Source organism: Xanthomonas sp. NCPPB 3174 (assembly GCF_056725205.1).
Window position 1 is genome coordinate 4,226,137 of sequence record NZ_CM161517.1, and the last position, 26,181, is coordinate 4,252,317.

Below are 26,181 nucleotides of genomic sequence, written 5' to 3' on the forward strand. Positions count from 1 at the left end.
CTCCCTTTTTCCGAATCCGTTGGCCGGCCCAGCCAAGGTCCTGTGGTCTGCCCCCTCAGGCCATTGCGTGGCGGACGGCGGCAGCTGCCGCCGTCCGCGATGGATCACCAGCCGAAACCGGCGCCGATGCCGATCGAGCTGTCGTCGCTGCTGAAGGCACCGCCGATGGTCACCGTGGCGCGGTCGCTGAAGGCGCGCTGGTAGCCCACCGACAGCGCCGACTCGCCGTTCTGGAAGCCGATGCCGGCACCCACCCGGTTCTGGGTGCGGATGCCGGCGGCGCTGGTGGCCATGTTGAGCATGGCCGCGCTCATCGCGCCCTGGCGGTCGATGCGACGGTCCTGGTCGCGCAACCGCGCATCGACGTCGCCGCGCAGCACCTCGAAGCTGTCGGCCATGGTGCCGAAGCGTGCATCGGTGTACGACTTGGCGCTGGCCACGCCGTTGTCGAGCTGGCTCTTGTTGACCGCATCGGTGGCCTGGGTGCCGGCGGCGACGTTGGCGAGCTGGCGCTCGTTGCCGGCGCTGCCGATCGAGACCGTCTGCGCGCGATCGGCCACCGACCCCTGCCCCAGTGCGACCGCGCCCTGCGCCGTGGCGCTGGCGCCCTGGCCAAGGGCGGTGCCCGAGGCCGCGCTGACGCTGGCGCCCTCGCCCATCGCCACCGCGTTGGTCGCCACCGCCGCGATGTGGCTGTTGGCGCCTACCGCGGTGCTGCCGTCGGCATTGACCTTGGCGTTGCTGCCGATCGCGGTGTCGTTGGCACCATGCGCGTAGGCGCTGCCGCCGATCGCGGTGCCTGTGACGTCGTTGGCGCGCGCGGCGGTCCCCACCGCCGTGGCGCTGGAGGCCACCGCCGTGCTCTCGCCGACCTGGGCGGTGCCGATGCTGCCGGACACCGACGCAGTCGTGGTCGTGGCCGTCGCCGCGGTCTCGGCTGCAGTCGCCGGCGCCGCCTCGGTGGCCTGCGCGGCCACTGCACTGGTGCCGACCATGCGCGCGCTGCGTGCCGCGGTGGCGCTGCCACCGGTGCGCGCATCCAGTTCGCTGACCTTGCCGTCCAGCGCTGCCAGCGCCGCGCCGACGTTGTTGTAGCTGGCGCCCTGGATCACGTAGGTCGGCGCCACGAACAGTCCTTGCGCGCCGAGTCCGGCGCCGCCGCCCAGGAACGTGGCCATGTTGCTCAGCGACTGGTACAGCTGGCCGCCGTTGATCGCGTCGGTGCTGCCGGCGGCGACGCTGCCGGCGGTCAGGTTGACGATGCGCCGGGTGGCCGGGCCGCCGCGGCCGTTGCCGCTGCCCAGCGACACGGTGTCGGCCTCGTACACCCGCGAGCCGGCACCGAGTGCCACCGCGTTGTCCGCCGAGACGCCGGCATTGGCGCCGAGCGCGACGCCGTTGCTGCCGCTGTTGCGGACGAAGCTGTTGTAGCCCATCGCCACGCCGTTCTCGCCGATCGCGTTGGTCTGCAGGCCGATCGCGGTGCTGCGCGCACCGGTCGCCGAGCTGCCGGCACCGGTGGCGGTGGCACCGGCACCGGCGGCGACGCTGCCCACGCCCAGCGCGGAACTGCGCAGGCCGCTGGCGGTGGCGCCGGCACCGGCCGCGGTGCTGTCCACGCCGCTGGCGCTGGCCACCGCGGTGCCGGAACTCTGGAAGCGTGCACTGGTGTCGCCGGCGGCGGTGGCCACCGCGTCCAGCTGCGCCTTGTTCACCGCGTCGGTGGCGTTGACCGCCGCGCCGACGTTGGTGATGCGACGCGTGGCCGGCGCAGTGACGCCGTTGCCGCCACCCACCGACACCACGTTGGCTTCGCTGGTGCGCGCGCCCGAGCCCAGGGCGACGCTGCCGGCGCCGCTGGCCGAGGCGTTGATGCCCAGCGCCGTGGCATTGGTGCCGCCGTAGGCGAAGGCGTTCTGGCCGATCGCGGTGCCGCCCTGCGCCGTGGCCCAGGCGAACTGGCCGACCGAGGTGGTCTGCGCCGCGGTGGCCCAGGCCGAGGCGCCGAGCGCGGTCGCGTCCTCGCCGGTGGCGCGGGCGCTGTAGCCCAGCGCCGCGGCATAGGCGCCGGAGGCGGTGCTGCCCCAGCCCAGCGCCGAGGCGTAGTTGCCCGCCGCGGCCGCGCCGTAACCGAACGCGCTGGTGCGGGTGCCGCTGGCGGCGCTGAAGGCACCGACCGCGGTGCTGTAGTCGCTGCCGGCCGTCGCCTTGTAGCCGTCGGCAGTGGCCTGCAGGCCGCTGGCGATGGCGCCGGCGCCACTGGCGCTGCTGAACGTGCCGCTGGCCTGCGCGCCCGCGCCCAGCGCGGTGGCACCGGCGGCGCTGGCGGTGGTGGTGCCGTCGAGCAGCACATTGCCGGACGCGTCGGTGTAGTACAGCGAGCCGCCGATCGCGGTGCTGGATTCGCCGGTGGCGGTGGCGTTATAGCCGGACGCGGTGGCGTAGCGGGCGCCGGCCAGCGCGCCGCTGCCGAACGCCGAGGCACCGGTGCCGTAGGCGTTGCTGGCCTCGCCGGCGGCGGTGGCGTAGGTGCCTTCCACGTAGCTGCCGACATCGTCGGCCGGGTCGCTGCCGCCGCTGGCCTTGAACTGCTTGCCGGTGGCATCGGCCGACTGCTTCACCTCGTTCAGTTGCGCCACGTTGACCGCGTCGGTGGCCTCGGTGCCGGCGGCGACGCTGGTGATCTGCCGCTCCTTGCCGGCGCTGCCCACCGAGACGGTGTTGTCGCGCGCCGCCTCGGAGTTCGCACCCAGCGCCACGCTGTTGACGCCGGATGCATAGGCGCCGTAGCCGAACGCACTGGCGCTGTCGGCGCTGGCGTAGCTGAGGCTGCCGAGCGCGCTGCTGAAGTCCGCGGTGGCGCCGGCGCCGGCACCGAACGCGGCGCTGTTGGCGCCCGACGCCTCGGCCGGGATCAGGCCAAAGAACGAGGTACCGCCAACCGCCACGCTCTCCTCGCCGGAGGCCACGCTGTACTCGCCCACCGCCACGCTGCTGCTGCCGGAAGCGGCGGAGGACACGCCGACCGCGGTGCCGTAGCTGCCCGAGGCGAGTGCGCCATAGCCCAGCGCCGAGGACAGATAGCCCGTGGCCTCGCTGTAACCGCCCAGGGCGGTGGCGCCGATGCCCGACGCAGCGCTGCGGAAGCCGGTGGCCGTGGCCTGGTTGTCCGAGGCCACCGCCTCGTTGCCGGTGGCGGTGGAATAGGTGCCGCTGGCCTGCGCGCCGGCGCCGCTGGCGGTGGCGCCGATCTCGCTGGCCTGGGCGTTGCTGCCGATGGCGATGCTGTTCTCGCCCGACGCCTGGCTGGCGTTGCCCAGCGCGACCGCATCGACACCGCTGGAGACGGCATTGAAGCCGATCGCGGTCGCCCCGGCGGCCACGGCATTGGCGCCGCCACCGAGCGCAGTGGCGCCGTCGGCGGTGGCGTTGGCGGCCTCGCCGGCAGCCAGCGCATTGTCGCCGTCGACCAGTGCGCCGGCATCGCTGTCGGCGCTGCCGCTGGCCTGGAAGTACTTGCTGGTCGCTGCCGCGGCCTGCTTCACCGCATCCAGCTGGGCGACGTTGACCGCATCGGTGGCCTCGGTGCCGGCGGCGACGTTGGTGATCTGCCGCTCCTGGCCGGCGCTGCCCACCGACACGCTGTAGGCGCGGTCGGCGACCGCCCCGGCGCCCAGCGCCACCGCATTGGAAGCCGTCGCCTCGCTGCCGGCGCCGATGCTGATCGCGCTTTCCGCATCGGCCACGGTGTTGGTGCCGATGGCGATGGTGTTGACCTGGTTGCCCAGCGCCTGGAAGCCCAGCGCCACGCTGTAGTTGCCGTAGCCGAACGCGCCGCGGCCGACCGCGGTGGCGCTCAGGCCCGGCGCCCAGCTGTTGAAGCCGATCGAGGTGGCGCCGCTGCCGCTGGCCCACGCCCCGGTGCCGAACGCCGAGGCGTTTGCGCCGGTGGCCCAGGCCGAGGTGCCGAACGCCGACGCGCCATCGGCCGTGGCCCAGGCGTAGGCGCCGACCGCGCTGGCGTCCTCGCCGCTGGCCCAGGCGTTGTCGCCCTGCGCCAGGCTGTAGTTGCCGGTCGCGCGCGCCTTGTAGCCGCCAGCGGTGCTGTGGTCGCCGGTGGCCTGCGCACCGTAGCCGGTGGCAGTGGCGACGCTGCCGGTGGCCTGCGCGCCCGCGCCGAGCGCGGTGGCGTTCTCGCCAGCATTGGCGCCGACCAGCACCGGCTTGCCGTCGGCATCGACGATCGGCTGGTTGTACTGGTCGTAGGCCTGGCCGCGGCCACCGATGGCGGTGCCGCCGGTGCCGCCGGCCGTGCTGCCGTTGCCCAGCGCGACCGCGTCATCGCCCATCGCCGCCGCGCCGCTGCCGAACGCCGCCGCACCGCTGCCGTAGGCATTGGCCGCATCGCCGGCGGCCAGCGCGCCGGCGCCGTCGGCATAGGCGCCGACCGTGCCGTCGCCGCCATGCGCGAAGAACTTGGAAGTGCCTTCGGCGGTGGCGCGCACCGCATCCAGCTGCGCGAGGTTGACCGCATCGGTGGACTGCGTGCCCGCGGCGACGTTGACCACCTGCCGCTCGCTGCCGGCATCGCCGACCGAGACCGTGTTGGCCCGACGCGCCACCGAGTTCGCACCCAGCGCCACGCTGTCGGCGGCCAGCGCGGTACTGTAGAAGCCCACCGCGGTGCTGTTGGCGCCGCTGGCCCAGGACTGCGCGCCCAGCGCGCTGGCGTAGTCGCCCGGCGCGTAGGCGAAGTAGCCCAGCGCGGTGCTCTGCAGGCCCGAGGCTTCGGTCATGCTGCCGTTGGCGGTGGAGTCGTCGCCCGAGGCGATCGCGCCGGCGCCGAATGCGGCCGCGTTGGCGCCGCTGGCCTGGGTCTGCACGAACAGGCCCAGGCCCGGGATCAGGTCGGCCGGACCGCCGACCGCCACGCTGCTGGTGCCGGTGGCCGCACTCTGCGTGCCGACCGCCGTGGCGTAGTCGCCGGTGGCGTTGGCCACCGCACCGAACGCCGACGCCTGCGCGCCGCCGGCATAGGCGCCCACGCCCACCGCCGAGGCGGCGAAACCGCTGGCATCGGCGCTGGCGCCCAGCGCGGTGCCGCCGACCCCGGCGCTGGTGGCGCCGGTGTCCACCGCCACCCCGCTCTTGGTGATCAGCGGATCGCCGTTGGCGTCCACCGCCACCCCGCCGACCGCCACCGCCGCCGGCCCGGTGGCCTGCGCGTTGGTGCCGAAGGCGGCGCTGTTCTGCCCGGCCGCGACCGCGCCGCTGCCCACCGCGGTCGCCCCGCTGTTGAGCGCATCGGCGCCGGCGCCGAGCGCGGTGCTGCCGTTGCCGATGGCATTGGCGGCCTCGCCGGCGGCGAGCGCGTCGTCGCCTTCGACGTAGGCGCCGGCATCGCTGTTGCCAGCGCTGGCCTGCAGGTACTTCCCGGCTTCCTGCAACTGCGCCACGTTGACCGCGTCGGTGGCTTCGGTGCCGGCGGCGACGCTGGTGATCTGCCGGGTCAGGCCGTTGGCCACATCGCCGACCGAGACGCTGTTGTCGCGCGCGGCGTAGGAATGCGCGCCGAGCGCGACCGCATTGGTCGGCGCCTGGTTGCGCGCGTCGTCGAGCCAGGTGCTGACCCGCGCGCCGTAGCCGATCGCCGTGGCATCGCTGCCGTTGGCCTGGCTGTCGGTGCCGAGCGCGGTGCCGTTGGTATTGAAGGTCGAGGTCACCGCACGCGCGCCCAGCGCGACGCTGTCGGCGTTCCAGGCAGTGGCCTTGTAGCCCAGCGCGATGCCGCCATCGCCGGAGGCCAACGCATAGCTGCCCAGCGACACCGTGTACGGCGCGAACGAGCCGGCGCTGTGGCCGATCGCCACCGAATCGACATTGCCCGGCAGGTTCGGGAACACGTTGGCGTTGTAGCCCATGGCGATCGCGTAATCGCCCTGGCTCTCCGCGCCTGCCCCCAGCGCCACGCTGCCGACGCCGGTGGCCGCGGTGATGCCGACGCTGTTGCCGGCACTCGCCGCGGCGGTGCTGACCCCGCCGATCGCCACGCTGTCGGTCCCGCTGGCCAGGGAGTTCATGCCCATCGCCACGGTGCTGGTCGCGGTCGCTCGCGCGCCGATGCCGGCCGCGGTGGCGTAATCGCCGGCCGCGCGCGCGCCATAGCCCACCGCCGTGCCCAGGTCGCCAGCCACTTCGGACAGGCCGCCGACCGCGGTGGCACCGTCCTTGAAGGTCTGCGCGTGATAGCCCAGCGCGGTGCTCTGCACGCCGCTGGCCGAGGTGCCGGTGCCGACCGCGGTGCTCAGCGGATCCAGCGCCTGCGCGCCGCCGCCGACCGCGGTCGCAGCCACGCCCAGGGCCTGGGTGGTCTGTTCGCGGCTGCCGACGATGAAGCCGTTCTCGTCGTACTCGTACACCGTCGCGGTGCTGCCGATCGCGGTGGCCGAGGTGCCGGCCGCGGTGGCATCGGTGCCGACCGCGCTGGCGTGGTCGCCGCTGGCGACTGCGCCGCTGCCCAGCGCCGCGGCGCCGAGGCCGGCGGCGGTGCTGGTGGAACCGACGGCGGTGGTGTAGTCGCCATCGGCCAGCGCGTCGGCGCCGGCGGCGGTGGCCTGCTGGCCCTGCGCCAGGGCGGTGCCGTCGCCGCTGCCGGCGAAGAGCCGCGCGGTGCCGTCGGCCACCTGCTTGACCGCGTCGAGCTGGTCCAGGTTCACCGCATCGGTGCCCTCGGTGCCGGCGGCGACGTTGGCGATCTGCCGCTCCTTGCCGGCGCTGCCGACCGAGACCGTGCCGGCGCGATCGGCGACCGATCCCTGGCCGAGCGCGACGCTGCCGCTGGCCGCGGCCTTGGCGCCGTAGCCCAGCGCGGTGGAATCGTCGGCCTGCGCCCAGGACGCGGCGCCGAACGCGGCGCTGGAGGCGCCGTCGGCCGAACTCAGCCAGCCGACCGAGGTGGAGAAGTCGCCATTGGCCCAGGCGCCAGCGCCGAACGCGCTGCCGCCCTCGCCCTGCGCCTCGGTGGTGAACAGGCCGAGCACGCTGCCGCCGACGGCGGTGCTGGACACGCCGCTGGCGAGACTGGAAAAGCCCACCGCCACGGCGTCGCCGCCGCTGGCGTTGGCGCCGTAGCCGAACGCGGAGGCGAAGTCGCCGCCGGCCTGGCTGAAGCCGCCGGTGGCGGTCGCCGCCAGCCCGGTGGCGGCGGCGGAGAAGCCGGTGGCGGTGCTCTGCGTGCCGTCGGCGCGCGCGGCGGTGCCCAGCGCGCTGGAGAACGCGCCATTGGCCTGCGCACCGGCGCCGAACGCGCTGGCGCCCTGCGCGGCCGCGGTGGTGGTGCCTTCCAGCAGCACCTCGCCGTTGTCGTCGACGATCGACAGCGCACCGCCGACCGCGGTCGCCGAGGCGCCGACGGCGGTAGCATTGCTGCCGACCGCAGTGGCGTTGCCGCCCAGCGTGGTGGCGCCGCTGCCGAGCGCGCTGGCGCCGTTGCCGATGGCGTTGGCGCCTTCGCCGGCGGCCACCGCATTGGCGCCCTCGACGTAGGCGCCGGCATCGCTGGCGTCGCTGCCGCTGGACTGGAAGTACTTGGCGGTGGTGTCGGCGGTCTGCCTGACCGCGTCCAGCTGCGCCACGTTGACCGCATCGGTGGCCTCGGTGCCGGCGGCCACGTTGGTGATCTGGCGTTCGCCGCCGGCCTTGCCGACCGACACGCTGTCGTCGCGGTCGGCCACCGCGTCGGCGCCCAGCGCCACGCTGTTGCGGCCCTGCGCGACCGCGCTGTTGCCCAGCGCGGTGCTGTTGAAGCCGCTGGCGCTGGAGAAACCGCCGACCGCGGTGGCGTACTCGCCCGTCGCATCGGCAGCCACGCCGACCGCGGCGCTGGCGGCGCCGGAGGCGATGCTCTCGGCGCCGAGCGCGGTCGCGCCGTCGCCACTGGCGGTGCTGTAGTAGCCGAGCGCGCTGGCTTCCACGCCGCTGGCCTCGCTGAGGGTGCCGCTGGCCACGCTGCCGTCGCCGCTGGCGTTGCTGGCCGCGCCGGTCGCGGTGCTCTGCGCGCCGCTGGCGTTGCTCTCTGCACCGACCGCGGTGGCGTAGTCGCCGCTGGCGTTGGCGTTGTCGCCGATCTGCACGGCCTGCGCCTGGGCGCTGCCGGGAAGGGCGCCGGCGCCCAGCGCCAGGGCGATCGCGCCGGCCAGGGCCAGGCCGTGTGCGCGTGCGGCACGGCGATCGCGGACGACCGCGCCGCGCGCATCGCCGCTGGCCAGTTCCGATGCCACCACCCACATCCCCAACGCGTTGTTCCAGACCTTGCGATAAATCCGATTCATCGACGACTGCTCCTCAATTCGGCTGGTTTTTGGTCAAAAAGCCACCCTCGCCCGGCGTTCCGGCCGGCCGACCCCCTGTCGGTTTTTTAGGTGCCGCACGTCCCGACCGGGACGCGAGAGGCTCACGCCTGTCGCTGCTCGGAGCTGTAGATGAACCGAGGTGGAATGCGGAACTGACTGGAGTGTTAACCCGGCCTTTCGAGTACGTCAAGTTTTTGACTTGCTGCGACACATGCCGTGACACAGACCGCGAATTCAGGCTTATTTCGTTAATTTTTCGATAAATATCAATGAAAACAACCCCATTGCGCCAACTTTTCGGCACAGACCTTGCCAGTCTTGACACACGGCGGTCGGGACGATTTCGTTTCTCGTCAAGGACTTGACGCAAACGTGTGGTAGGTGCGCCAGGAGCTGCACAGTCGAGGTACGCGATCGCGCCAGACGGACGCGAATGGCGCCGATTGCGCGAAACAGGCGCCCGTGGTCACGCGGCGGCGCAACCCGGGGGGCGACGGCGGAATGGATGCGGCCGCAGTGCGACCATGCAGCCCGGAGCGCTAGGTGGGCGCACACCACCGGCTGGTTCACCGTGACGGTGGCGCAGGCACAGGCGCGCGACCGCCCTGACGGCAGCGCGCGGGCGGAAAAAAACCTGCGGTTTCTCGTAGGAGCGGCTTCAGCCGCGACCGTGCACGGTCAGATCGTCCGAAGACGGGATTTGCCGAAGACACCCATCTCGACGCACAGGAAACTCCGCAGCGCGGCCCGGCAAACCGCCGGTCTGGCGGCCCCGGACACGGTCCTGCGTCGGGACTGAAGTCCCTCCCACATGGAACGCAGCGATGCGCGACCCAGCGCGTCGGCGCTTGATCGGGCTGGGCAACACCGCGCCGTCGCCGTCGCGCAGGCGCGTCGCCATCGCGGCGAGCGCGCCAGGGGCAACGCCGTCAGCCCACCCACACCCGCGCGTTGCGGAACATTCGCAGCCACGGCGATGCGTCCGGCCACTCGGCCGGATGCCAGCTGAGGTTGAGCGAGCGCAGGGTACGTTCCGGGTGCGGCATCAGGATCGTCACCCGGCCGTCGTCGCTAGTCAGGCCGGTGATGCCGTCGGGCGAGCCGTTCGGGTTCAGCGGGTACTGCGTGGCGACGGCGCCATGGCCGTCGACGAAGCGCAGCGCCACCCGCGCGGCGGCCTGGTCCACGGCAGTGTCGAACTCGGCGCGGCCTTCGCCGTGCGCCACCGCCACCGGGATCCGCGAGCCGGCCATGCCGCGCAGGAAGATCGACGGCGATTCCACCACTTCCAGCAGGCTGGTGCGCGCCTCGAACTGCTCGCTGCGGTTGCGCAGGAAGCGCGGCCAGTGCTCGGCACCGGGAATGATGTCCTTGAGCTGGCTGAGCATCTGGCAGCCGTTGCACACGCCCAGGGCGAAGGTGTCCGGACGCGCGAAGAACGCGGCGAAGGCATCGCGCAGCGCCGGCCGCTCCAGGATCGAGGTCGCCCAGCCGCGGCCGGCGCCGAGTACGTCGCCGTAGCTGAAGCCGCCGCAGGCGGCCAGGCCCACGAAATCGGCCAGGTCCACGCGGCCGGCGATGAGGTCGCTCATGTGCACGTCGAAGGCGCGGAACCCGGCGCGCTCGAACGCATTGGCCATCTCGATCTGGCCGTTGACGCCCTGCTCGCGCAGGATCGCCACCTTCGGTCGCTGGCCGCTGGCGACGAACGGCGCGGCGATGTCCTCGGCCGGGTCGAAGGCCAGCTTCGGCTTGAGCCCGGGCGCGGCGAAATCGCGCGCCAACGCGCGCTCTTCGGCGGCGCTGTCGGGGTTGTCGCGCAACGTCTGCATGGCGTGGGTCACCGACCACCAGGCATCGAACAGCTCGTCCCAACGCCATTCGGCCAGGGTCTTGCCGCCCAGGGCCACGCGCACCGCCGCGGCGGTGCTGGGGCGGGCGATGCGCTGCGCGCACTCGGTCAGCGCATGGCGCTCGACCAGGTCGGCGAACGCGGCGCGGTCTTCCTTGGCGACCTGCACCACCGCGCCCAGTTCCTCGTTGAACAGGCTGCGGAACGGATCGTCGCCCCAGGCATCGAGGGTGATGTCCAGGCCCTGCCGCGAGGCGAACGCCATCTCGCACAGCGCGGCGAACGCGCCGCCGTCGCTGCGGTCGTGATACGCCAGCAGCATGCCGGCCTCGCGCGCATCGCGGATCAGCTCGAAGAACGCACGCAGCCGCTGCGGATCGTCCAAATCCGGCACCGCGCCGCCGAACGCCGGCAGCGCACCGTCGCCATGCACCTGCGCCAGCACCGAACCGCCCAGGCGCTGCTTGCCGCCGCCCAGCCCGATCAGCCACAACTCGCTCTCGGCCTCGCGCGCCAGCAACGGCGTCAACTGCGCCCGCGCATCGGCGACGGGCGCGAAGGCGGAGACGATGAGGGAGACGGGCGAGACGGATTTGTGGGTGGCAGTGACGCCGGGAGTGGGGAGTGGAGATTCGGGATTCGCAGAAGCGCCTTCCGCGCGCGCAGTGCCGCTCTCGCCAATCCCCAATCCCGACTCACGAATCCCGGCCACACCCCACTGCGCCTGCATCGACAGCGAGTCCTTGCCCACCGGGATGCTCAGGTCCAGCTGCGGACACAGTTCCATGCCGACGGCCTTGACCGCGGCGTACAGGCGCGCGTCCTCGCCGTCGTGGTTGGCCGCGGCCATCCAGTTCGCCGACAGCTTGACCTGGTCCAGCGCCTGCACCGGCGCCGAGCACAGATTGGTGATCGCTTCGCCCACCGCCATCCGCGCCGCGGCGGCGGCGTCGAGCAGGGCCAGCGGGGTGCGCTCGCCGATCGCCATCGCTTCGCCGGCGTGGGTATCGAAGCCGGCCAGGGTGATCGCGCAATCGGCCAGCGGCAGCTGCCAGGGACCGATCATCTGCTCGCGCGCGGTCAGGCCACCGACGCTGCGGTCGCCGATGGTGACCAGGAAACTCTTCGCCGCCACCGTCGGATGGGCCAGCACGCGCAGCCCGGCCTCGCGCAGGTCCAGCGCATCGGTGTCCAGCTCCGGCCAGCGCGGCGCCGGCGGCTGCCGGGTGTCGCGATGCATCTTCGGCGGCTTGCCGAAGAGGACGTCCATGGGCAGATCGATGGGGTGCGGGGATTCGGGATTCGGGATTGGGGATTCGTGAGACGCGGGGGAGCCGGCCGACGTTGCGCCGTTGCCAATCCCCAATCCCGACTCCCCAATCCCGGTACGCAGCACCCCGTAACCCACGACCAGCCGTTCCTCGGCGGTCGCCACACCCACAGCGGCAAACGGGCAGCGCTCGCGCTCGCAGATCGCGGCGAATTCGGCCAGGCTCGCCTGCGGCACGCCGAGCACGTAGCGCTCCTGCGATTCGTTGCACCACAGCTGCATCGGCGACAGCGAGGGATCGTCGCTGGGCACGCGGTCCAGGTCGATGAGGCCGCCCACGCTGGAATCGTGCAGCAGCTCGGGAATGGCGTTGGACAGGCCGCCGGCGCCGACGTCGTGGAACCAGCGGATCGGGTTGTCCGCGCCCAGCGCCACGCAGCGGTCGATGACCTCCTGCACGCGCCGCTCCATCTCCGGGTTGTCGCGCTGCACGCTGGCGAAATCCAGGTCCTCGGCGCTGTCGCCGGAGGCCACCGAACTGGCCGCGCCGCCGCCCAGGCCGATCAGCATCGCCGGACCGCCGAGCACGATCACCGCATCGCCGGGCTGCAGCGGGATCTTCTCCACCTGCACGCGGTCGATCGCGCCCAGGCCGCCGGCCAGCATGATCGGCTTGTCGTAGGCGCGGGTCAGGTCCTGCGTCTCCGGCAGCTCGAAGCTGCGGAAATAGCCGAGCAGGTTGGGCCGGCCGAATTCGTTGTTGAACGCGGCGCCGCCGAGCGGGCCGTCCAGCATGATCTCCAGCGCCGGCGCCATGCGCGGGTTGAGCGGACGCGCGCCCTCCCACGGCTGCGGCAGGCTGGGGATGCGCAGGTGCGAGACGCTGAAACCGGTCAGGCCGGCCTTGGGCTTGCCGCCGCGGCCGGTGGCGCCCTCGTCGCGGATCTCGCCGCCGGCACCGGTGGAGGCGCCCGGGAACGGCGCGATCGCGGTCGGGTGGTTGTGGGTCTCGACCTTGATGCAGAACGCCGACGGCGTCACCGCCTCGCTGCGGTACTCGCCGCTGGCCGGATCCGGGCGATAGCGCGCGGCCGGATGGCCTTCCACCACCGCCGCGTTGTCGCTGTACGCGCTGAGCGTGTGCTGCGGGGTCTGCTGGTGGGTGTGCTTGATCATCCGGAACAGCGAGCGGTCCTGCTCCTTGCCGTCGATGGTCCAGCTGGCGTTGAAGATCTTGTGCCGGCAGTGCTCGGAATTGGCCTGCGCGAACATCATCAGTTCCACGTCGGCCGGATCGCGGCCGAGCTCGCCGAAGCGCTGGCGCAGGTAGTCGATCTCGTCCTGGGCCAGGGCCAGGCCCAGGCGCGCGTTGGCCGCTTCCAACTGGTCCAGCGGGATGCGCTCGACCTCGCCGCGCGCCGGCGCCTGGAACAGCGCCTGCGCCTGCGCGGCATCGTCCAGCAGCGACTGCGTCATCGGATCGTGCAGCAGCTTGGCCAGCGCGGCCTGGTCGGCCGGCGCCTGCGGCCAGCCGGCCAGGTCCAGGCGCGTGCCGCGCTCGACCCGGCGGATCGCCAGCCCGGCGCCGCGGACCAGTTCGGTGGCCTTGCTCGACCATGGCGAGCGCGTGCCCAGCCGCGGCACCACGTAGCGCGAGCAGGTGCCCGCGTCGGCCGGCGCCGGCGCGTCCTGCGCCTGCAGGATCCGCCGCGCCGCGACCAGGTCGAGCGACGCAGCGTCCTCGCCGTCGATGAAGTAGACGTGCCAGGCGCCGGCGATGCGCACGCCGGGAACAAGGGACTGCAGGCGGGTTTCGAGCCGAGCGCGACGGAACGGCGAAAGGGCGGAAGCGCCCTCGAGGACGATCATGTCCGGGGAACCGTGTGAGGAAACGGGCTGGCTATTGTAAGCCGGGATTGGGGATTCGGGATTTGGGATTGGTAAAGGCGGCGCTCCGTGCACGGGTGTGCTCCCGGTAACGCCTTGACGATGGACACGTGGCGGGATTGCGGGGTCGAGCGCGGCGGTCGCCGCGTCCCGGCTGGCGTCCTCGCCATCGGACGCGCTGACGGCGTCCTGCTCGCAGTAGACGTCTAAATCAGCAGCCCGCATCCGCAAGCGGGGCGTCTGCGCAAGGAGATTCGCCGAAGCAGCGCTCCAGCGAATCCCCAATCCCGAATGCCGAATCCCGGCGCGCGGCCCTTAACGGCTTCCGCCAGCCTTCGTCGCTTCCGCCGCGCGCTTATCGAGCGCTTCGCGCATCTTGGCCGGGGGCAGGTAGCCGCCGATCTGGGTGCCGTCCGGGGCGAAGATCGCCGGGGTGCCGTTGACGCCCAGGCGCTGGCCCAGGTTGTACTGCATGGTCACCGGGTTCTTGCAGTTGGCCGCGCTCGGCACCTTGCCGTTGGCCTTGGCGTCGGTCAGCGCCTTCTTCTTGTCGGCCGCGCACCAGACCGCGACCATGTCCTTGTAGTCCTGGCTGCCCAGGCCCATGCGCGGATACGCCAGGTACTCCACGGCGATGCCCTGCTTGTTGAGCTCGCCGATCTCGCTGTGCAGCTTGCGGCAGTAGCCGCATTCGATGTCAGTGAACACGCTGATGGTGTACTTGGGATTGGCCGGGGCGAACACGATGCGGTCCGCGCGCGGCGCCGATTCCAGCAGCTTGCGGCGGTAGCTCAGCAGGCCCTCGCTGGAGGCGAACTGCTTTTCCTGGATGTCGAACGGCTGCGCCTGGAACAGGTAGCGGCCATCGTCGGAGACGTACAGCACCTGGCCGCCGACCACCACTTCGCGGAAGCCAGGGAACGGCGCGGCGCCGATGTAGTCGGGCTTGAAGTTGGGATCGAGCTGCAGCAGCGCCGACCGCACGCGCTGCTCGCCCGGTGCGCCGCTGACGGCGGGTGCGGCCTTGGACGACGTGGCGGCGCCGGCCGGCGGCGTGGTGGACTGTGCGCAGGCGGAGAGCGAAGCCGCGCCCAGCAGCGCGCAAAGAGCAAAACGGAGCATTGGCGATCCATGAAGGCTGCGAATGGCCGGATTGTCGCACACCCCCCAGCGCGGTCCATGTAGACAGGCTGAGCGGCGTCGCGCAACGCGGCCACCTTCATGAAAGCTCCAAATCACCCGCAGGAGCGGCGTCGGCCGCGACGGCAGTCCACGAAGGCACCATCGCGGCTGAAGCCGCTCCTGCACGATCGCGCTCAGCCCACGTGGCGGATTGCAGGGGCCTTCAACCGCGCGGATGATGCTTGCGGTGCAGGCTCTGCAGGTGTTCGCGCGCGACCAGGGTGTAGATCTGGGTGGTGGACAGCGAACTGTGGCCGAGCAGCATCTGCAGCGCGCGCAGGTCCGCGCCGCGGTTGAGCAGATGCGTGGCGAAGCTGTGGCGCAGGCCGTGCGGGCTGATCCGCGCCGGATCGATCCCGGCCACCGCTGCATAGCGCTTCACCAACACCCAGAACTGCTGGCGGGTCAGCGCGCGGCGGGCGGCGTCGATGAACAGCGGCACCACACCATCGCTGGCCGGCACCGACTGCCCGGCCGCCAGGGCCGGCCGCGCACTGTCCAGGTAGCGCTGCAGCCAGTGCTGCGATTCCTCGCCCAGCGGCACCAGCCGCTCCTTGCTGCCCTTGCCCGTGACCCGCAACACGCCCTGGCGCAGGTTCACCGCGTTGGCCGGCAGGTTCACCAGCTCGCTGACGCGCAGCCCGGCGGCGTACATCAGCTCGAGCATGGCGCGGTCGCGCAACCCGGCCGGCGCGGTCGCGTCCGGCGCCGCCAGCAGCGCATCGATCTGGCTTTCGGCCAGCGCCTTGGGCAGCGAACGCGGCAGCCGCGGCGGCTCCAGCAGCGCGGTCGGATCGTCGCTGCGCTCGCCGCGGCGCACACGCAGGGCGAAGAACGCGCGCAACGACGACAGCCAGCGCGCATTGCTGCGCGGCGAATAGCCCAGTCCGGTGCGCCAGGCCAGGTAGTCGAACAGCGCCTGCCGATCGGCCCCGGCCAGGCCGCCGCCCGCACCGTCGCGCCAGCGCGCGAACGCCTCCAGGTCGCGGCGGTAGCTGTCCAGGCTCTGCCGCGCCAATCCCTGCTCGGCCCAGGCCGCATCCAGGAACTGCTGGATCGCCAGCGCATCGGCTTCGCGCAGCGGCGCGAGCCGTTGCGTCTGCTGGCGGCGTTCGGCGGGGGAATGCAGGGAGGGCATTGGGGGGATTGGGGATTGGGGATTGGGGATTGGGGATTGGGGAATCGGGAATCGGGAATCGGGAATCGGGAATCGGGAATCGGGAATCGGGAATCGGGAAGCCTAGCGGCTTCGCCGGGGGGCGCAAGGTCGATGTGGGCGGGACGAGCGCAGGGCTGCGCATGCGCGAGCCGCACGACACGCAGTCCACCGCAAAGCGCGCCACTGGCTCTAAGCTGTGCCGATGAACCCCTCGCCTCCCGATCCCGGCCCCCGCCCACGCGCGCTGCTGCTGTGGCGGCTGCTGGCGCTGTTCTACGACGCCTGGCCGGTGCTGGCGCTGTGGTTCGTGGTCTCGGCGCTGTTCACCCTCGGCTACACGCTGGAAGGCCATGCGCCGCGCGAGAACATCGCCCCGTTCAGCGCCCTGCAGTGGCTGCTGTGGCTGTGTTGCTGGGTGATCGCCGGCCTGTACGCGACGCTGAGCTGGCGCCGCGGCGGCCAGACCCTGGGCATGCGTCCGTGGCGCCTGCGCCTGCACGGTGCCGATGGCACCACGCCGGGCTGGGGCGCGCTGTGGCGGCGCTATCTGGTCGGCAGCGTGTCGTTGTTGCTGGGTGGGCTGGGGTTTTGGTGGGCGCTTTTTGATCGCGAACGGTTGACGTGGCACGACCGCGCCAGCGGTACCCGTCTGATCCGCCAGCCCAAAGCCAGGCCCTGACTGCAGCACATGGGCGCGCGCCATCGCGCGCGAAGGTGAGAGCACGGCACGTCGCGCCGCCGCCAACGCAGCGACGCGGCCACGCAACCCCTAGACCTTGGTTTGCCCGGTCACGACGCGCTCGATGACCGCCAGCCTGACCCTGTCCTCGGGCGAGTCGCTGAGGTTCAGAAATCCGTCGACACCGTGCTTGGTGCCATTGCGGAAATCCTGGAAGGTGTCGAGGATCCGGGTCGGGTAGCGCTCGAGGTGCTGCGCATCCTTCAGGAACACGGTCACGCAGTCGTTCCATTGATCCAGGTGCTGGTTGCTGACATAGGACTCGAGCAGCACCGCATCGATCTTGTTCCACTTCGCCCAGGTGACCAGCGCCTGGCCGGCGTCCGGATAGAAGCGCCAGCAGTCGACGGGGTAGCGATGGAAGTCGCCATTGGAGGGCGTATTCAAGTAACACAGCCCGCCCGGCTTCAGGACCCGCAGGATCTCCAGGAACACCACCCAGAACATTTCCGAATGTTCGAGGCAACTGCTCGACACCACCATGTCGATGGACGCATCGTCGAACGGGAGCGCATACGGCGAATCCAGCACGACATCGACGCCGTCGCCGCTCGCAAAATCCACACCGATGTACTCGAACTGCTCCGGCGTGACCTGGCGCAGGGTGCCGTTGAAATTCCTGGATCCGATCTCGACGACCTTGACGCTCGATTGGCTTTTGAATGGCTCGGAGTACGCGTCGAAAAAACGCTGGCCATTACTCATTGCAGTGGGATGCATCGAAAACCCTTCCAGATGGCAATTACAACGATTCCAGCCTTCGTCAAGCCGGCGACAACGCCGCTCGAAAGACCGCCAATGATGGGGCACAAAGGCAATGCCACCCCTGCAGAACGCGCACGATTATTGCCGCATCGGGCAGGCGGGGTAAAGCGTGCCCGACGCGGCGGCCGGGCGCCGCTGCGTCCCCCGAACGACCGCGGAACGCCAGGCCCGACAGCGCCCGGAGCCGCGTCTGCGACATGCGCTAGCTGCTGCGTTTGCGGAACAGCAACCAGGACACGGTCAGCATCACCAGCGGCGGCAAGGCGTAGGCGATGCGGTAGTCGAACTTCAGGGCGCCGGCCATACGTCCGAAGAACAGTTGCAGCAGCCAGAACACCAGCGCGAACAGGATGCCCAGGAACAGGCGTTTGCCCATGCCGCCGCTGCGCAGCGCGCCGAACGCGAACGGGATCGCGGCGAAGCACAGCGCCAGCACGTTCAGCGGGTAGAACCAGCGGCTCCAGTACTGGTCCTCGTAGTCGCGCGCATCCAGGCCATTGCGGCGGCGGTATTCGATGCTGGTGTGCAGGTCGCGCGCCGACAGGTTGCGCGGCTTGGCCAGGCCCGAGGCCAGCGCCTTCGCATCCAACTGCGATTGCCATGGCAGGCTGTCGAACTTCTCGCGTTGCACCGAGCGTTCGGCGAAGTTGTCGCGGTAGGCCTGCTTGAGGGTCCAACTGCTGCGACGGTGCTCGGCGATGGCGGCGTGGGTCAGCGACGCCAGCCGGCCGCTGTCGTCGAGCGTGTAAAGGCGCACGTCGCGCAGTTCCAGCCAGGTGCCGCCGTCGTCTTCCAGGTGCTCTTCGCCGGCCTGCGCGTTGAGGAAGGTGTTGCCCTCGCGCGCCCACAGCCCGGAATAGCGGGCCATGCTCATGTCGCCGTTGTACTTGGCGTTGGCCTTGATCGCGTCGGCCTGGTTCTGCGCCCACGGCGCCAGGGTCTCGCCGTTGACCACCATGACCACGGTCAGCACCGCCATGGTTGAGGCTGCGGCCAGGCTGAGCCGGCGCCGCGACAGGCCCAGCGCGCGCAGCGCGGTCAGCTCGGAGGTGGCGGCGAGCTGGCCCAGGCCCATCAGCACGCCGATCACCGCGCCGGTCGGGAACAGGGTGTAGGCGCGGCGCGGCACCGTGTAGGCCACGAACGCGGCCGCATGGCCCAGGCTGTAGCTGCCGGTGCCGATCGTCTTGAACTCGTTGGACAGGGCCATGATCACGTCCAGGCCCAGCAGCACCGCCCAGGTCAGCAGCACCGTGCCGAGCACGGCGCGGCCCACGTACACATCGTGCAGGTTCGGACGCAGCCTCATGCCGGCTGCCTCCGCGGCCGCGACAGCCGGCCATCGCGCAGGTACATCCACACCGACAGCGCCAGCAACGGCAGGGTCAGCCACCACAGGCCGAGCGCGCGCGGAAGCTTCTCGGTGCTCAGCCACTGGGTGCCGAGGAACATCAGGTTGGTGCCGACCAGGTAGGCCAGGAACGCCAGCATGATCCGGCCATAGCGCTGCTGCCGCGGCGAACTGCGCGACAGCGGCAGGGTCAGCAGGGCGAAGGCCAGCGCCAGCAGCGGCGGCGCCAAGCGCGCATGCAACTGCGCATTGGCCTGCGGGCGCGGATCGCCGATCAGCTTGGCGGTGGGCAGCAGCTCCGGATCGTCATCCTTGCGCGCGGCGTTGCGGTCGGGCAGCGCCACGTCGTTGCTGACGAAACGCATCATCCGGTAGTCCAGCCCGTCGCCGGCCAGCGGGCCCTCGACCCGGTAGCCGTCTTCCAGGCGCAGGTAGCGGTCGGCCTTGCCCTCGAAGAACATGGCGCCGCGCTGCGCGGTGACCACGTCGAGGCGGCCGTCCTTCTGCCGCTGCATGAACACCTTGCTGAGCTTGGTGCCGTCCCCGGACAGGGTGCTGATGTAGACGATGCCGCCATTGGACAGCGGGGTGAAGCGCCCCGCCTCCAGCCCGGCCATCAGCAGGCTGTGGTTGGCCTCGTCGATCAGCCGGTCGGAGGTACGGTCGGCCCACGGGCCCAGCCACAGCGAGCACAGGCCGACCAGGGTCACCACCGGGATCACCAGCATCAGCATCGGCCGCAGCAGGCGCCGCGGACCCACGCCGATGGCGGTGATCACCGCCATTTCCGAGTCGCGGTACAGCCGCGCCAGCGCCAGCAGCAGGCCCAGCATCAGCGCCAGCGGCAGGATCAGCGGCAGGTACACCACGAACTGCAGGCCCAGCTGGGAAAACAACAACTTGGCTGGGATGCGGCCATCGGCGATGTTGCCCAGGATGTCCACCAGCACACCACCGACGCTGACCACCAGCAGCACGATCAGGGTGGCCGAGAAGCTCTGGACGAAATCGCGCAGCAGGTATCGATCGAGCTTCGGCATGGGGGTGGGTTGATTTAAACTCTCGGATTCGTTCGCGGCGGACCCAGCCTATCCGACTGGGGGTAAAGAGTCCGCGATTGTACGGATTTGCCAACGGAATCTGATCAATGGCCCTGGAATTCACCCTGAACCACGACGCCCCGGCCACCGCGGCGTTCGATTGCATCGTCGTCGGCGTGTTCGCCGACAAGCGCCTGTCCCCGGCCGCCCAGGCCCTGGACGCGGCCAGCGGCGGACGCCTGACCGCCCTGGCCGAGCGCGGCGACGTCAGCGGCAAGACCGGCGCCACCGCCCTGCTCCACGACCTGCCGGGCGTGAGCGCGCCGCGGGTGCTGGCCGTGGGCCTGGGCGACGCCGCCAAGTTCGGCGTGCCGCAATACCTGAAGGCGGTCGGCGACGCCGCGCGCGCGCTCAAGAGCGGGCCGGTGGCCAGCGCCCTGCTGACCCTGAGCGAATTGGAGGTCAAGGGCCGCGACCGCGCCTGGGCGATCCGCCAGGCGGTGATCGCCAGCGACCACGCCTGCTACCGCTACACCGCCACCCTCGGCAAGAAGAAGCCCGACGACAGCGGCCTCGCCCGCCTGGCCGTGCACGGCGACGACGCCACCGCGCTGGCCCAGGGCGAGGCGATCGCCGCCGGCGTGAAATTCGCCCGCGAACTGGGCAACCTGCCGCCGAACCTGTGCACCCCGGCCTACCTGGCCGAGACCGCCGCCGCCTTCGCCCAGGGCGTGGACGGCGCCGAGGCCGAGATTCTCGACGAGACGCAGATGCAGGAACTGGGCATGGGCTCGCTGCTGGCGGTGGCGCGCGGCTCGGCCAACCGCCCGCTGCTGCTGGTACTGAAGTGGCATGGTGGCGGCGACGCCCAGCCCTACGTGCTGGTCGGCAAGGGCATCACCTTCGACACCGGCGGCGTCAACCTGAAGACCCAGGGCGGCATCGAGGAGATGAAGTACGACATGTGCGGCGGCGCCAACGTCATCGGCACCTTCGTCGCCGCCGCGACCGCGCGCCTGCCGCTGAACCTGGTGGTGGTGGTGCCGGCGGTGGAGAACGCGATCGACGGCAATGCCTACCGCCCGTCGGACGTGATCACCAGCATGTCCGGCAAGACCATCGAGGTCGGCAACACCGACGCCGAGGGCCGCCTGATCCTGTGCGATGCGCTGACCTACGCCGAACGCTTCAAGCCGGCCGCGCTGATCGACGTGGCCACCCTCACCGGTGCTTGCATGGTCGCCCTCGGCCACCAGACCGCCGGCCTGATGAGCAAGCACGACGACCTGGCCGCCGAACTGCTGGCCGCCGGCGAGCACGTGTTCGACCGCGCCTGGCGCCTGCCGCTGTGGGACGAGTACCAGGGCCTGCTGGATTCCAGCTTCGCCGACGTCTACAACATCGGCGGCCGCTGGGCCGGCGCGATCACCGCCGGCTGCTTCCTGTCGCGCTTCACCGAAGGCCAGCGCTGGGCGCACCTGGACATCGCCGGCGTCGCCAGCGACGAAGGCAAGCGCGGCATGGCCACCGGCCGCCCGGTGGGCCTGCTGTCGCAGTGGTTGCTCGACCGCGCCGCAGGCGGCGCGGCGTGATTGCGGAGTCGGGATTGGGGATTCGTGAAAGGCGCCTCCGCGTTTCCTTCGCGTGCCCCCTGCTCCAGCAGGCGACCATGATCCGCCGTTGCCAATCCCCAATCCCCAATAACGAATCCCCGCTCTGATGCGCGCCGACTTCTACCTGATCGCCAAGCCGCGGTTCCTCAACGAACCGCTGCGGCTGGTGTGCGAGCTCGCGCGCAAGGCCAACGACGCCAACCTGTGGACGCTGGTGCTGGCGCGCGACATGGCCCAGGCCGAGGAACTGGACGAGTTGTTGTGGGCGTTCGATGCCGACGCCTACATCCCGCACCAGATCGCCGACGCCGATGCCGACGAGGAAGAGGCCCAGGTGCTGATCGTCCCGCCCGGCGTCGACGCGCCGCAGCGGCCGCTGGTGATCAACCTGCGCGATGCGCCCTACCTGGGCGCCTGCGACCGCGTCCTGGAAGTTGTGCCGGCCGACCCGTCCGCGCGCGACCCGCTGCGCGAGCGCTGGAAGCAGTACAAGGCCCAGGGCTACGCGGTCAACAAGCACGATATGTGAGGAGCCGGAATTTGGGATTGGGGATTCGGATGAATTCCTGCCCCGCTCCCTCATCGGCACCGCACGGCAAGACATCCCGAATCACCAATCCCCAATCCCGGCTCCTCAATGACCACCCTCGCCTCCAGCTACGATCCCACCTCCTTCGAATCGCGCCTGTACGCGCAATGGGAAGCGTCCGGCTACTTCGTGCCGTCCGGGAAAGGCACGCCGTACACCGTGCTGCTGCCGCCGCCGAACGTGACCGGCACGCTGCACATGGGCCACGCCTTCCAGCAGACGCTGATGGATGCGCTGGTGCGCTACCACCGCATGCGCGGCTTCGACACGTTGTGGCAGGTCGGCAGCGACCACGCCGGCATCGCCACCGAGATGGTGGTGTCGCGCAACCTGGCCCTGGAAGGCAAGGGCGAGACGCGCGATTCGCTGGGCCGCGACGGCTTCATCGCCAAGGTCTGGGAGTGGAAGCAGCACTCCGGCGACACCATCGAGCGGCAGATGCGCCGCCTCGGCACCTCGGCCGACTGGTCGCGCAGCACCTTCACCATGGATCCGCAGCCGTCGGCGGCGGTGATCGAGGCCTTCGTGCGCTGGCACGAACAGGGCCTGATCTACCGCGGCCAGCGCCTGGTCAACTGGGACCCGGTGCTGAAGACCGCGATCTCCGACCTGGAAGTGGAGAACGTCGAGGAAGACGGCTTCCTATGGTCGATCGCCTACAAGCTGGACGACGGCGCCAGCTACGAGCACGTCGAGCACGACGCCGACGGCAACGAGACCCTGCGCGAGACCCGCGACTACCTGGTGGTCGCCACCACCCGCCCGGAAACCCTGCTCGGCGATACCGCGGTGATGGTGCACCCGGAGGATGCGCGCTACGCGCACCTGATCGGCAAGACGGTGACGCTGCCGCTGACCGGCCGCCGCGTGCCGGTGATCGGCGACGACTACGTGGACCGCGCGTTCGGCACCGGCGTGGTCAAGGTCACCCCGGCGCACGATTTCAACGACTACCAGGTCGGTGTGCGGCATGGGTTGCCGATGATCAACCTGTTCACCCCGACCGCTGCGCTCAACGACAGCGTCCCGGAAAAATACCGCGGCCTGGACCGCTACGACGCGCGCAAGGCGGTACTGGCCGATCTCGAGGAACAGGGTCTGCTTGTCGAGACCAAGCCGCACAAGCTGCAGGTGCCACGCGGCGACCGCACCGGCCAGGTGATCGAGCCGTACCTCACCGACCAGTGGTTCGTGAAGATGGACGCGCTGGCCAAGCGTGGCCTGGAACTGGTCGAGTCCGGGCAGATCCAGTTCGTGCCGCCGAACTGGATCAACACCTACCGCCACTGGATGGAGAACATCCAGGACTGGTGCATCAGCCGCCAGCTGTGGTGGGGCCATCGTATTCCGGCCTGGTTCGACGACACGGGCAAGTACTACGTCGGCCGCGACGAGGCCGACGCGCGCGCCAGGGCCGGCCTCGGCGCCGACGTCGCCCTGCACCAGGACAGCGACGTGCTGGAAACCTGGTTCTCTTCGCAGCTGTGGCCGTTCTCGACCATGGGCTGGCCGGAGCCGCAGGCGATGGCCGAGCGCGGCTTCGACCGCTACCTGCCGTCGAGCGTGCTGGTCACCGGCTTCGACATCATCTTCTTCTGGGTGGCGCGCATGATCATGGCCACCGACAGCTTCACCGGCAAGGTGCCGTTCCGCGACGTCTACATCACCGGCCTGATCCGCGACGCGCAAGGCCAGAAGATGTCCAAGTCCAAGGGCAACGTGCTCGATCCGCTGGACATCATCGACGGCATCGACATCGAGGCCCTGGTCGCCAAGCGCACCACCGGGCTGATGAAGCCGCAGGACGCCCCCAAGATCGAGAAGGCCACCCGCAAGGAATTCCCGAACGGCATCATCGCCCACGGCGCCGACGCGCTGCGCTTCACCATCGCCGCGCTGGCCGGCCACGGCCGCGAGATCAAGTTCGACCTGGGCCGCGCCGAGGGCTACAAGAACTTCTGCAACAAGCTGTGGAATGCCAGCCGCTTTGTGCTGATGAACACGCCGGGTGGGGATTCGGGAGTCGGGATTCGGGAGTCGCAACAGCTTGCACCGGTCACCGATGCCGAGAAGTGGATCCTGCTGCGCCTGCAGGCGGTCACGGCCGAGGCGCAGGCGCAGTTCGCCGCGTACCGCTTCGACCTGCTGGCGCAGTGCCTGTACGAATTTGCCTGGAACGAGTTCTGCGACTGGTTCCTGGAACTGGCAAAGCCGGCGCTGAGCGGCGACGACGCGGCCGCCGCCGACAGCACCCGCCACACCCTGCTGCACGTGCTGGAAACCCTGCTGCGCCTGCTGCATCCGCTGACCCCATTCCTCACCGAGGAACTGTGGCAGCAGGTGGCGCCGCGCCTGGGCATCGCCGCGCCGACCATCTCGCTGCAGCCGTATCCGGAGGCGGCGGCGATGGACGTGGCCGCCTACGCCGGCGCAGCGGCCGACGTGGAATGGCTGAAGGCGATGGTGTCGGCGCTGCGCCGCGTGCGCAGCGAACTGCAGGTGGCACCGTCGCGGCAGGTGCCGCTGCTGCTGCAGGGCGGCCAGCCACAGGACCGTGCGCGGGTGGAACGCTTCGCGGCGCAGTTGCGCTTCCTGCTCAAGCTGGAGTCCATCCAGTGGCTGGACGACGGCGCGCCGTCGCCGGCCGCGGCCACCGCGATCGTCGGCGACCTGACGCTGCTGGTGCCGCTGGAAGGCCTGGTCGACCTGGATGCCGAACGCCTGCGCCTGGACAAGGAGATCGCCCGCGTCGCCGCGGAGAAGGACAAGAGCGAGGCCAAGCTGGGCAAGTTCACCGACAAGGTGCCGCCCGCGGTGATCGAGCAGGAACGCCAGCGCCTGGCCGACTGGAGCGCGCAGCTCGACGGCCTGCGCGCGCAGCGCGCCAAGCTGTAACGCAACACAGGTTGTAGGAGCGGCTTCAGCCGCGACCTCTGTCCCTAACGGGTCGCGGCTGAAGCCGCTCCTACAACACAAGCACCGGCGACGCGGCGCCGTGCCATGTGCGGGTATTGGCAGCGATGCGGACGGCCTCGAACCATCGCAACGTCATCTCGGCTTGGCAGCGCGACTGACGCCCCATCGCCGCAACACGCACACCGCCGCCCGGCCTTCCAGGCGGCGGCGCAGCGATCCCTCAGAGCTTGCCGGCGCCGGCCTTGGCCTTGACGTCGGCCGCCACCTTGTTCGCCGGCAGCAGCGAATAGGTGTACGGCGGGGTCCAGCCGATGTTGTTGTTCCACGAGCAGGTCAGCGCCTGGCCGTTGAGCAGCGAGCCGAAGTCGCGGTAGACGCTGCCGCCGTAGTCGGCCGCGATCTTGTCGCAGCTGCTCACGCCGCTGATGTCGAAGACGTTGTTCTCGGAGAAGATCTTCGATTCCTTGCCGACGCCGTGCGCGTAGGAGAACGGATACACCGCGTTGCTGGTGCTGCCGACGTGGTAGTTGTTGTACAGGTGCACCTGGCCGAAGCGCACCCGCGGCGCGCGCGCGGAGATGTTCTCGAACAGGGTGTTGTGGATGGTCACCTTGAGCTTGCCGCTGTCGGTGCTGGAGGCGCTGTCGCTGGAGCCGATCAGGTTGTTCTTCTCGTGCGACTTGAACGCCGAGTACGACACGGTGACGTAATTGGCGCCCTTCTTGATGTCCAGCGCGCCGTCGTGGTGCTGCTTGGGCCGGCCGTTGGCGGTGCCGTTCTGGTCGTCGGTGCGGCGGCCGTCGGTGAAGGTCACATGGTCCACCCACACGTTGCTGGCGCCCTCGATGGTCATGCCGTCGTATTCGGAATTCCAGTTGCCGGCGCTGCCGTCGTCCGGATCCCACACCGGCTGCGGATCCCATGGATTTTCGATGGTGATGTTGCGCACGATCACGTCGTTGGCCTTGACGTAGAAATAGCCCTCGCGGATCTCGGCGTTGCTGCCGACGCCGATCAGCGTGGTCTTGGTCGGGACGTCCAGACGTGCGCGGCTCTTCATGTCGGCGGTGGTGCTGTACGGCGTGCCCTCGCTGATGTCGATGATGCCGTTGACCTTGATGATGCGGCCATTGCTGCCGGCGCTGGCCTTCAGCGCGGCCTTCAGCTGCGCTGCGGTGCTGACGCTGTAGATGTCGGCCGCGGCGGCCTTGGATCCGCCCTTGGTGCCGCCGTTCTGCGTGGCCCAGCCGGTGGTGGCGACCTCCAGGCTGGCGTCGGCATGGGCGGCGCCGGCGATGCCGGCCAGGCACAGGGCCAGGCCGAACGTGCGCAGCGGCGAGCGCGGCGATGGAACGATGCGGGACTGCGTGGTCATCCTGGAAACCTCGTGAGCATGCGTGGTTTGGACGCAGGCGCGCGCGCTCCGCCACGGCGGAATGCACGGCGACGCCTGCGCGGTCGCTGTCC

The 26,181-nt window shown here is 70.7% G+C and carries 12 protein-coding genes and 1 pseudogene; 4 read left to right on the forward strand and 9 right to left on the reverse strand.

Features of this window, described 5'->3' with window-relative positions; translation table 11 throughout:
* Positions 1–104: 104 nt before the first annotated feature.
* From AC1PK7_RS18185 to xerD, 5 genes and pseudogenes are all read right to left on the reverse strand, one after another.
* Positions 105–6,086, reverse strand: a complete 5,982-nt coding sequence (locus AC1PK7_RS18185; RefSeq protein ID WP_481100932.1) for an ESPR-type extended signal peptide-containing protein — start codon at positions 6,084–6,086, stop codon at positions 105–107.
* Positions 6,069–8,330 (reverse strand): annotated as a pseudogene (locus AC1PK7_RS18190) (ESPR-type extended signal peptide-containing protein); the annotation flags it as partial. The gene AC1PK7_RS18185 and the pseudogene AC1PK7_RS18190, both read right to left, overlap by 18 nt.
* 950 nt (positions 8,331–9,280) lie before the next feature.
* Positions 9,281–13,342 (reverse strand): phosphoribosylformylglycinamidine synthase, encoded by a 4,062-nt coding sequence (gene purL, locus AC1PK7_RS18195; protein WP_481099045.1) that lies wholly within the window; start codon positions 13,340–13,342, stop codon positions 9,281–9,283.
* A 333-nt stretch (positions 13,343–13,675) separates the two neighbouring features.
* Positions 13,676–14,482: a DsbC family protein gene (locus tag AC1PK7_RS18200; protein WP_481099046.1), complete on the reverse strand. Its 807-nt coding sequence runs from the start codon at positions 14,480–14,482 to the stop codon at positions 13,676–13,678.
* A gap of 223 nt (positions 14,483–14,705) precedes the next feature.
* Complete coding sequence (gene xerD / locus AC1PK7_RS18205; protein ID WP_481099047.1) at positions 14,706–15,680, reverse strand: site-specific tyrosine recombinase XerD; 975 nt, start codon at positions 15,678–15,680, stop codon at positions 14,706–14,708.
* Between the two features lie 223 nt (positions 15,681–15,903).
* On the opposite strand from xerD, the gene AC1PK7_RS18210 reads away from it, so the two are divergent.
* The gene (locus tag AC1PK7_RS18210) at positions 15,904–16,380 is read left to right on the forward strand and encodes an RDD family protein (protein ID WP_481099048.1); all 477 of its coding nucleotides are present in this window, start codon (positions 15,904–15,906) and stop codon (positions 16,378–16,380) included.
* Positions 16,381–16,470: 90 nt separating this feature from the next.
* Here the strand turns inward: AC1PK7_RS18210 and AC1PK7_RS18215 are convergent, their stop codons facing one another.
* The 3 genes from AC1PK7_RS18215 to lptF form a co-directional block, all read right to left on the reverse strand.
* Positions 16,471–17,145 (reverse strand): methyltransferase domain-containing protein, encoded by a 675-nt coding sequence (locus tag AC1PK7_RS18215; protein WP_481099049.1) that lies wholly within the window; start codon positions 17,143–17,145, stop codon positions 16,471–16,473.
* Between the two features lie 262 nt (positions 17,146–17,407).
* On the reverse strand, positions 17,408–18,514 hold the full coding sequence (lptG, locus tag AC1PK7_RS18220) for an LPS export ABC transporter permease LptG (RefSeq protein ID WP_420007952.1): 1,107 nt from the start codon (positions 18,512–18,514) through the stop codon (positions 17,408–17,410).
* On the reverse strand, positions 18,511–19,596 hold the full coding sequence (lptF, locus tag AC1PK7_RS18225; RefSeq protein ID WP_420007953.1) for an LPS export ABC transporter permease LptF: 1,086 nt from the start codon (positions 19,594–19,596) through the stop codon (positions 18,511–18,513). The genes lptG and lptF overlap by 4 nt, the downstream gene beginning before the upstream one ends.
* A 107-nt stretch (positions 19,597–19,703) precedes the next feature.
* Between lptF and AC1PK7_RS18230 the strand changes: the two genes are divergently transcribed.
* The 3 genes from AC1PK7_RS18230 (at position 19,704) to AC1PK7_RS18240 (ending at position 24,693) form a co-directional block, all read left to right on the forward strand.
* A complete protein-coding gene (locus tag AC1PK7_RS18230) occupies positions 19,704–21,188 on the forward strand; it encodes a leucyl aminopeptidase (RefSeq protein ID WP_481099050.1) in 1,485 nt (494 codons plus the stop codon).
* Positions 21,189–21,312: 124 nt separating this feature from the next.
* Positions 21,313–21,738 carry a DNA polymerase III subunit chi gene (locus tag AC1PK7_RS18235; RefSeq protein ID WP_029562175.1) on the forward strand — a complete coding sequence of 142 codons (426 nt, stop codon included), beginning with the start codon at positions 21,313–21,315 and terminating at the stop codon, positions 21,736–21,738.
* A gap of 108 nt (positions 21,739–21,846) precedes the next feature.
* Entirely contained in the window at positions 21,847–24,693 is a 2,847-nt protein-coding gene (locus tag AC1PK7_RS18240) for a valine--tRNA ligase (RefSeq protein ID WP_481099051.1), read from the forward strand.
* Between the two features lie 241 nt (positions 24,694–24,934).
* Here AC1PK7_RS18240 and AC1PK7_RS18245 read toward each other — a convergent pair whose 3' ends face one another.
* Positions 24,935–26,089, reverse strand: a complete 1,155-nt coding sequence (locus AC1PK7_RS18245) for a pectate lyase family protein (protein WP_420007957.1) — start codon at positions 26,087–26,089, stop codon at positions 24,935–24,937.
* Between the last annotated feature and the right edge of the window lie 92 nt (positions 26,090–26,181).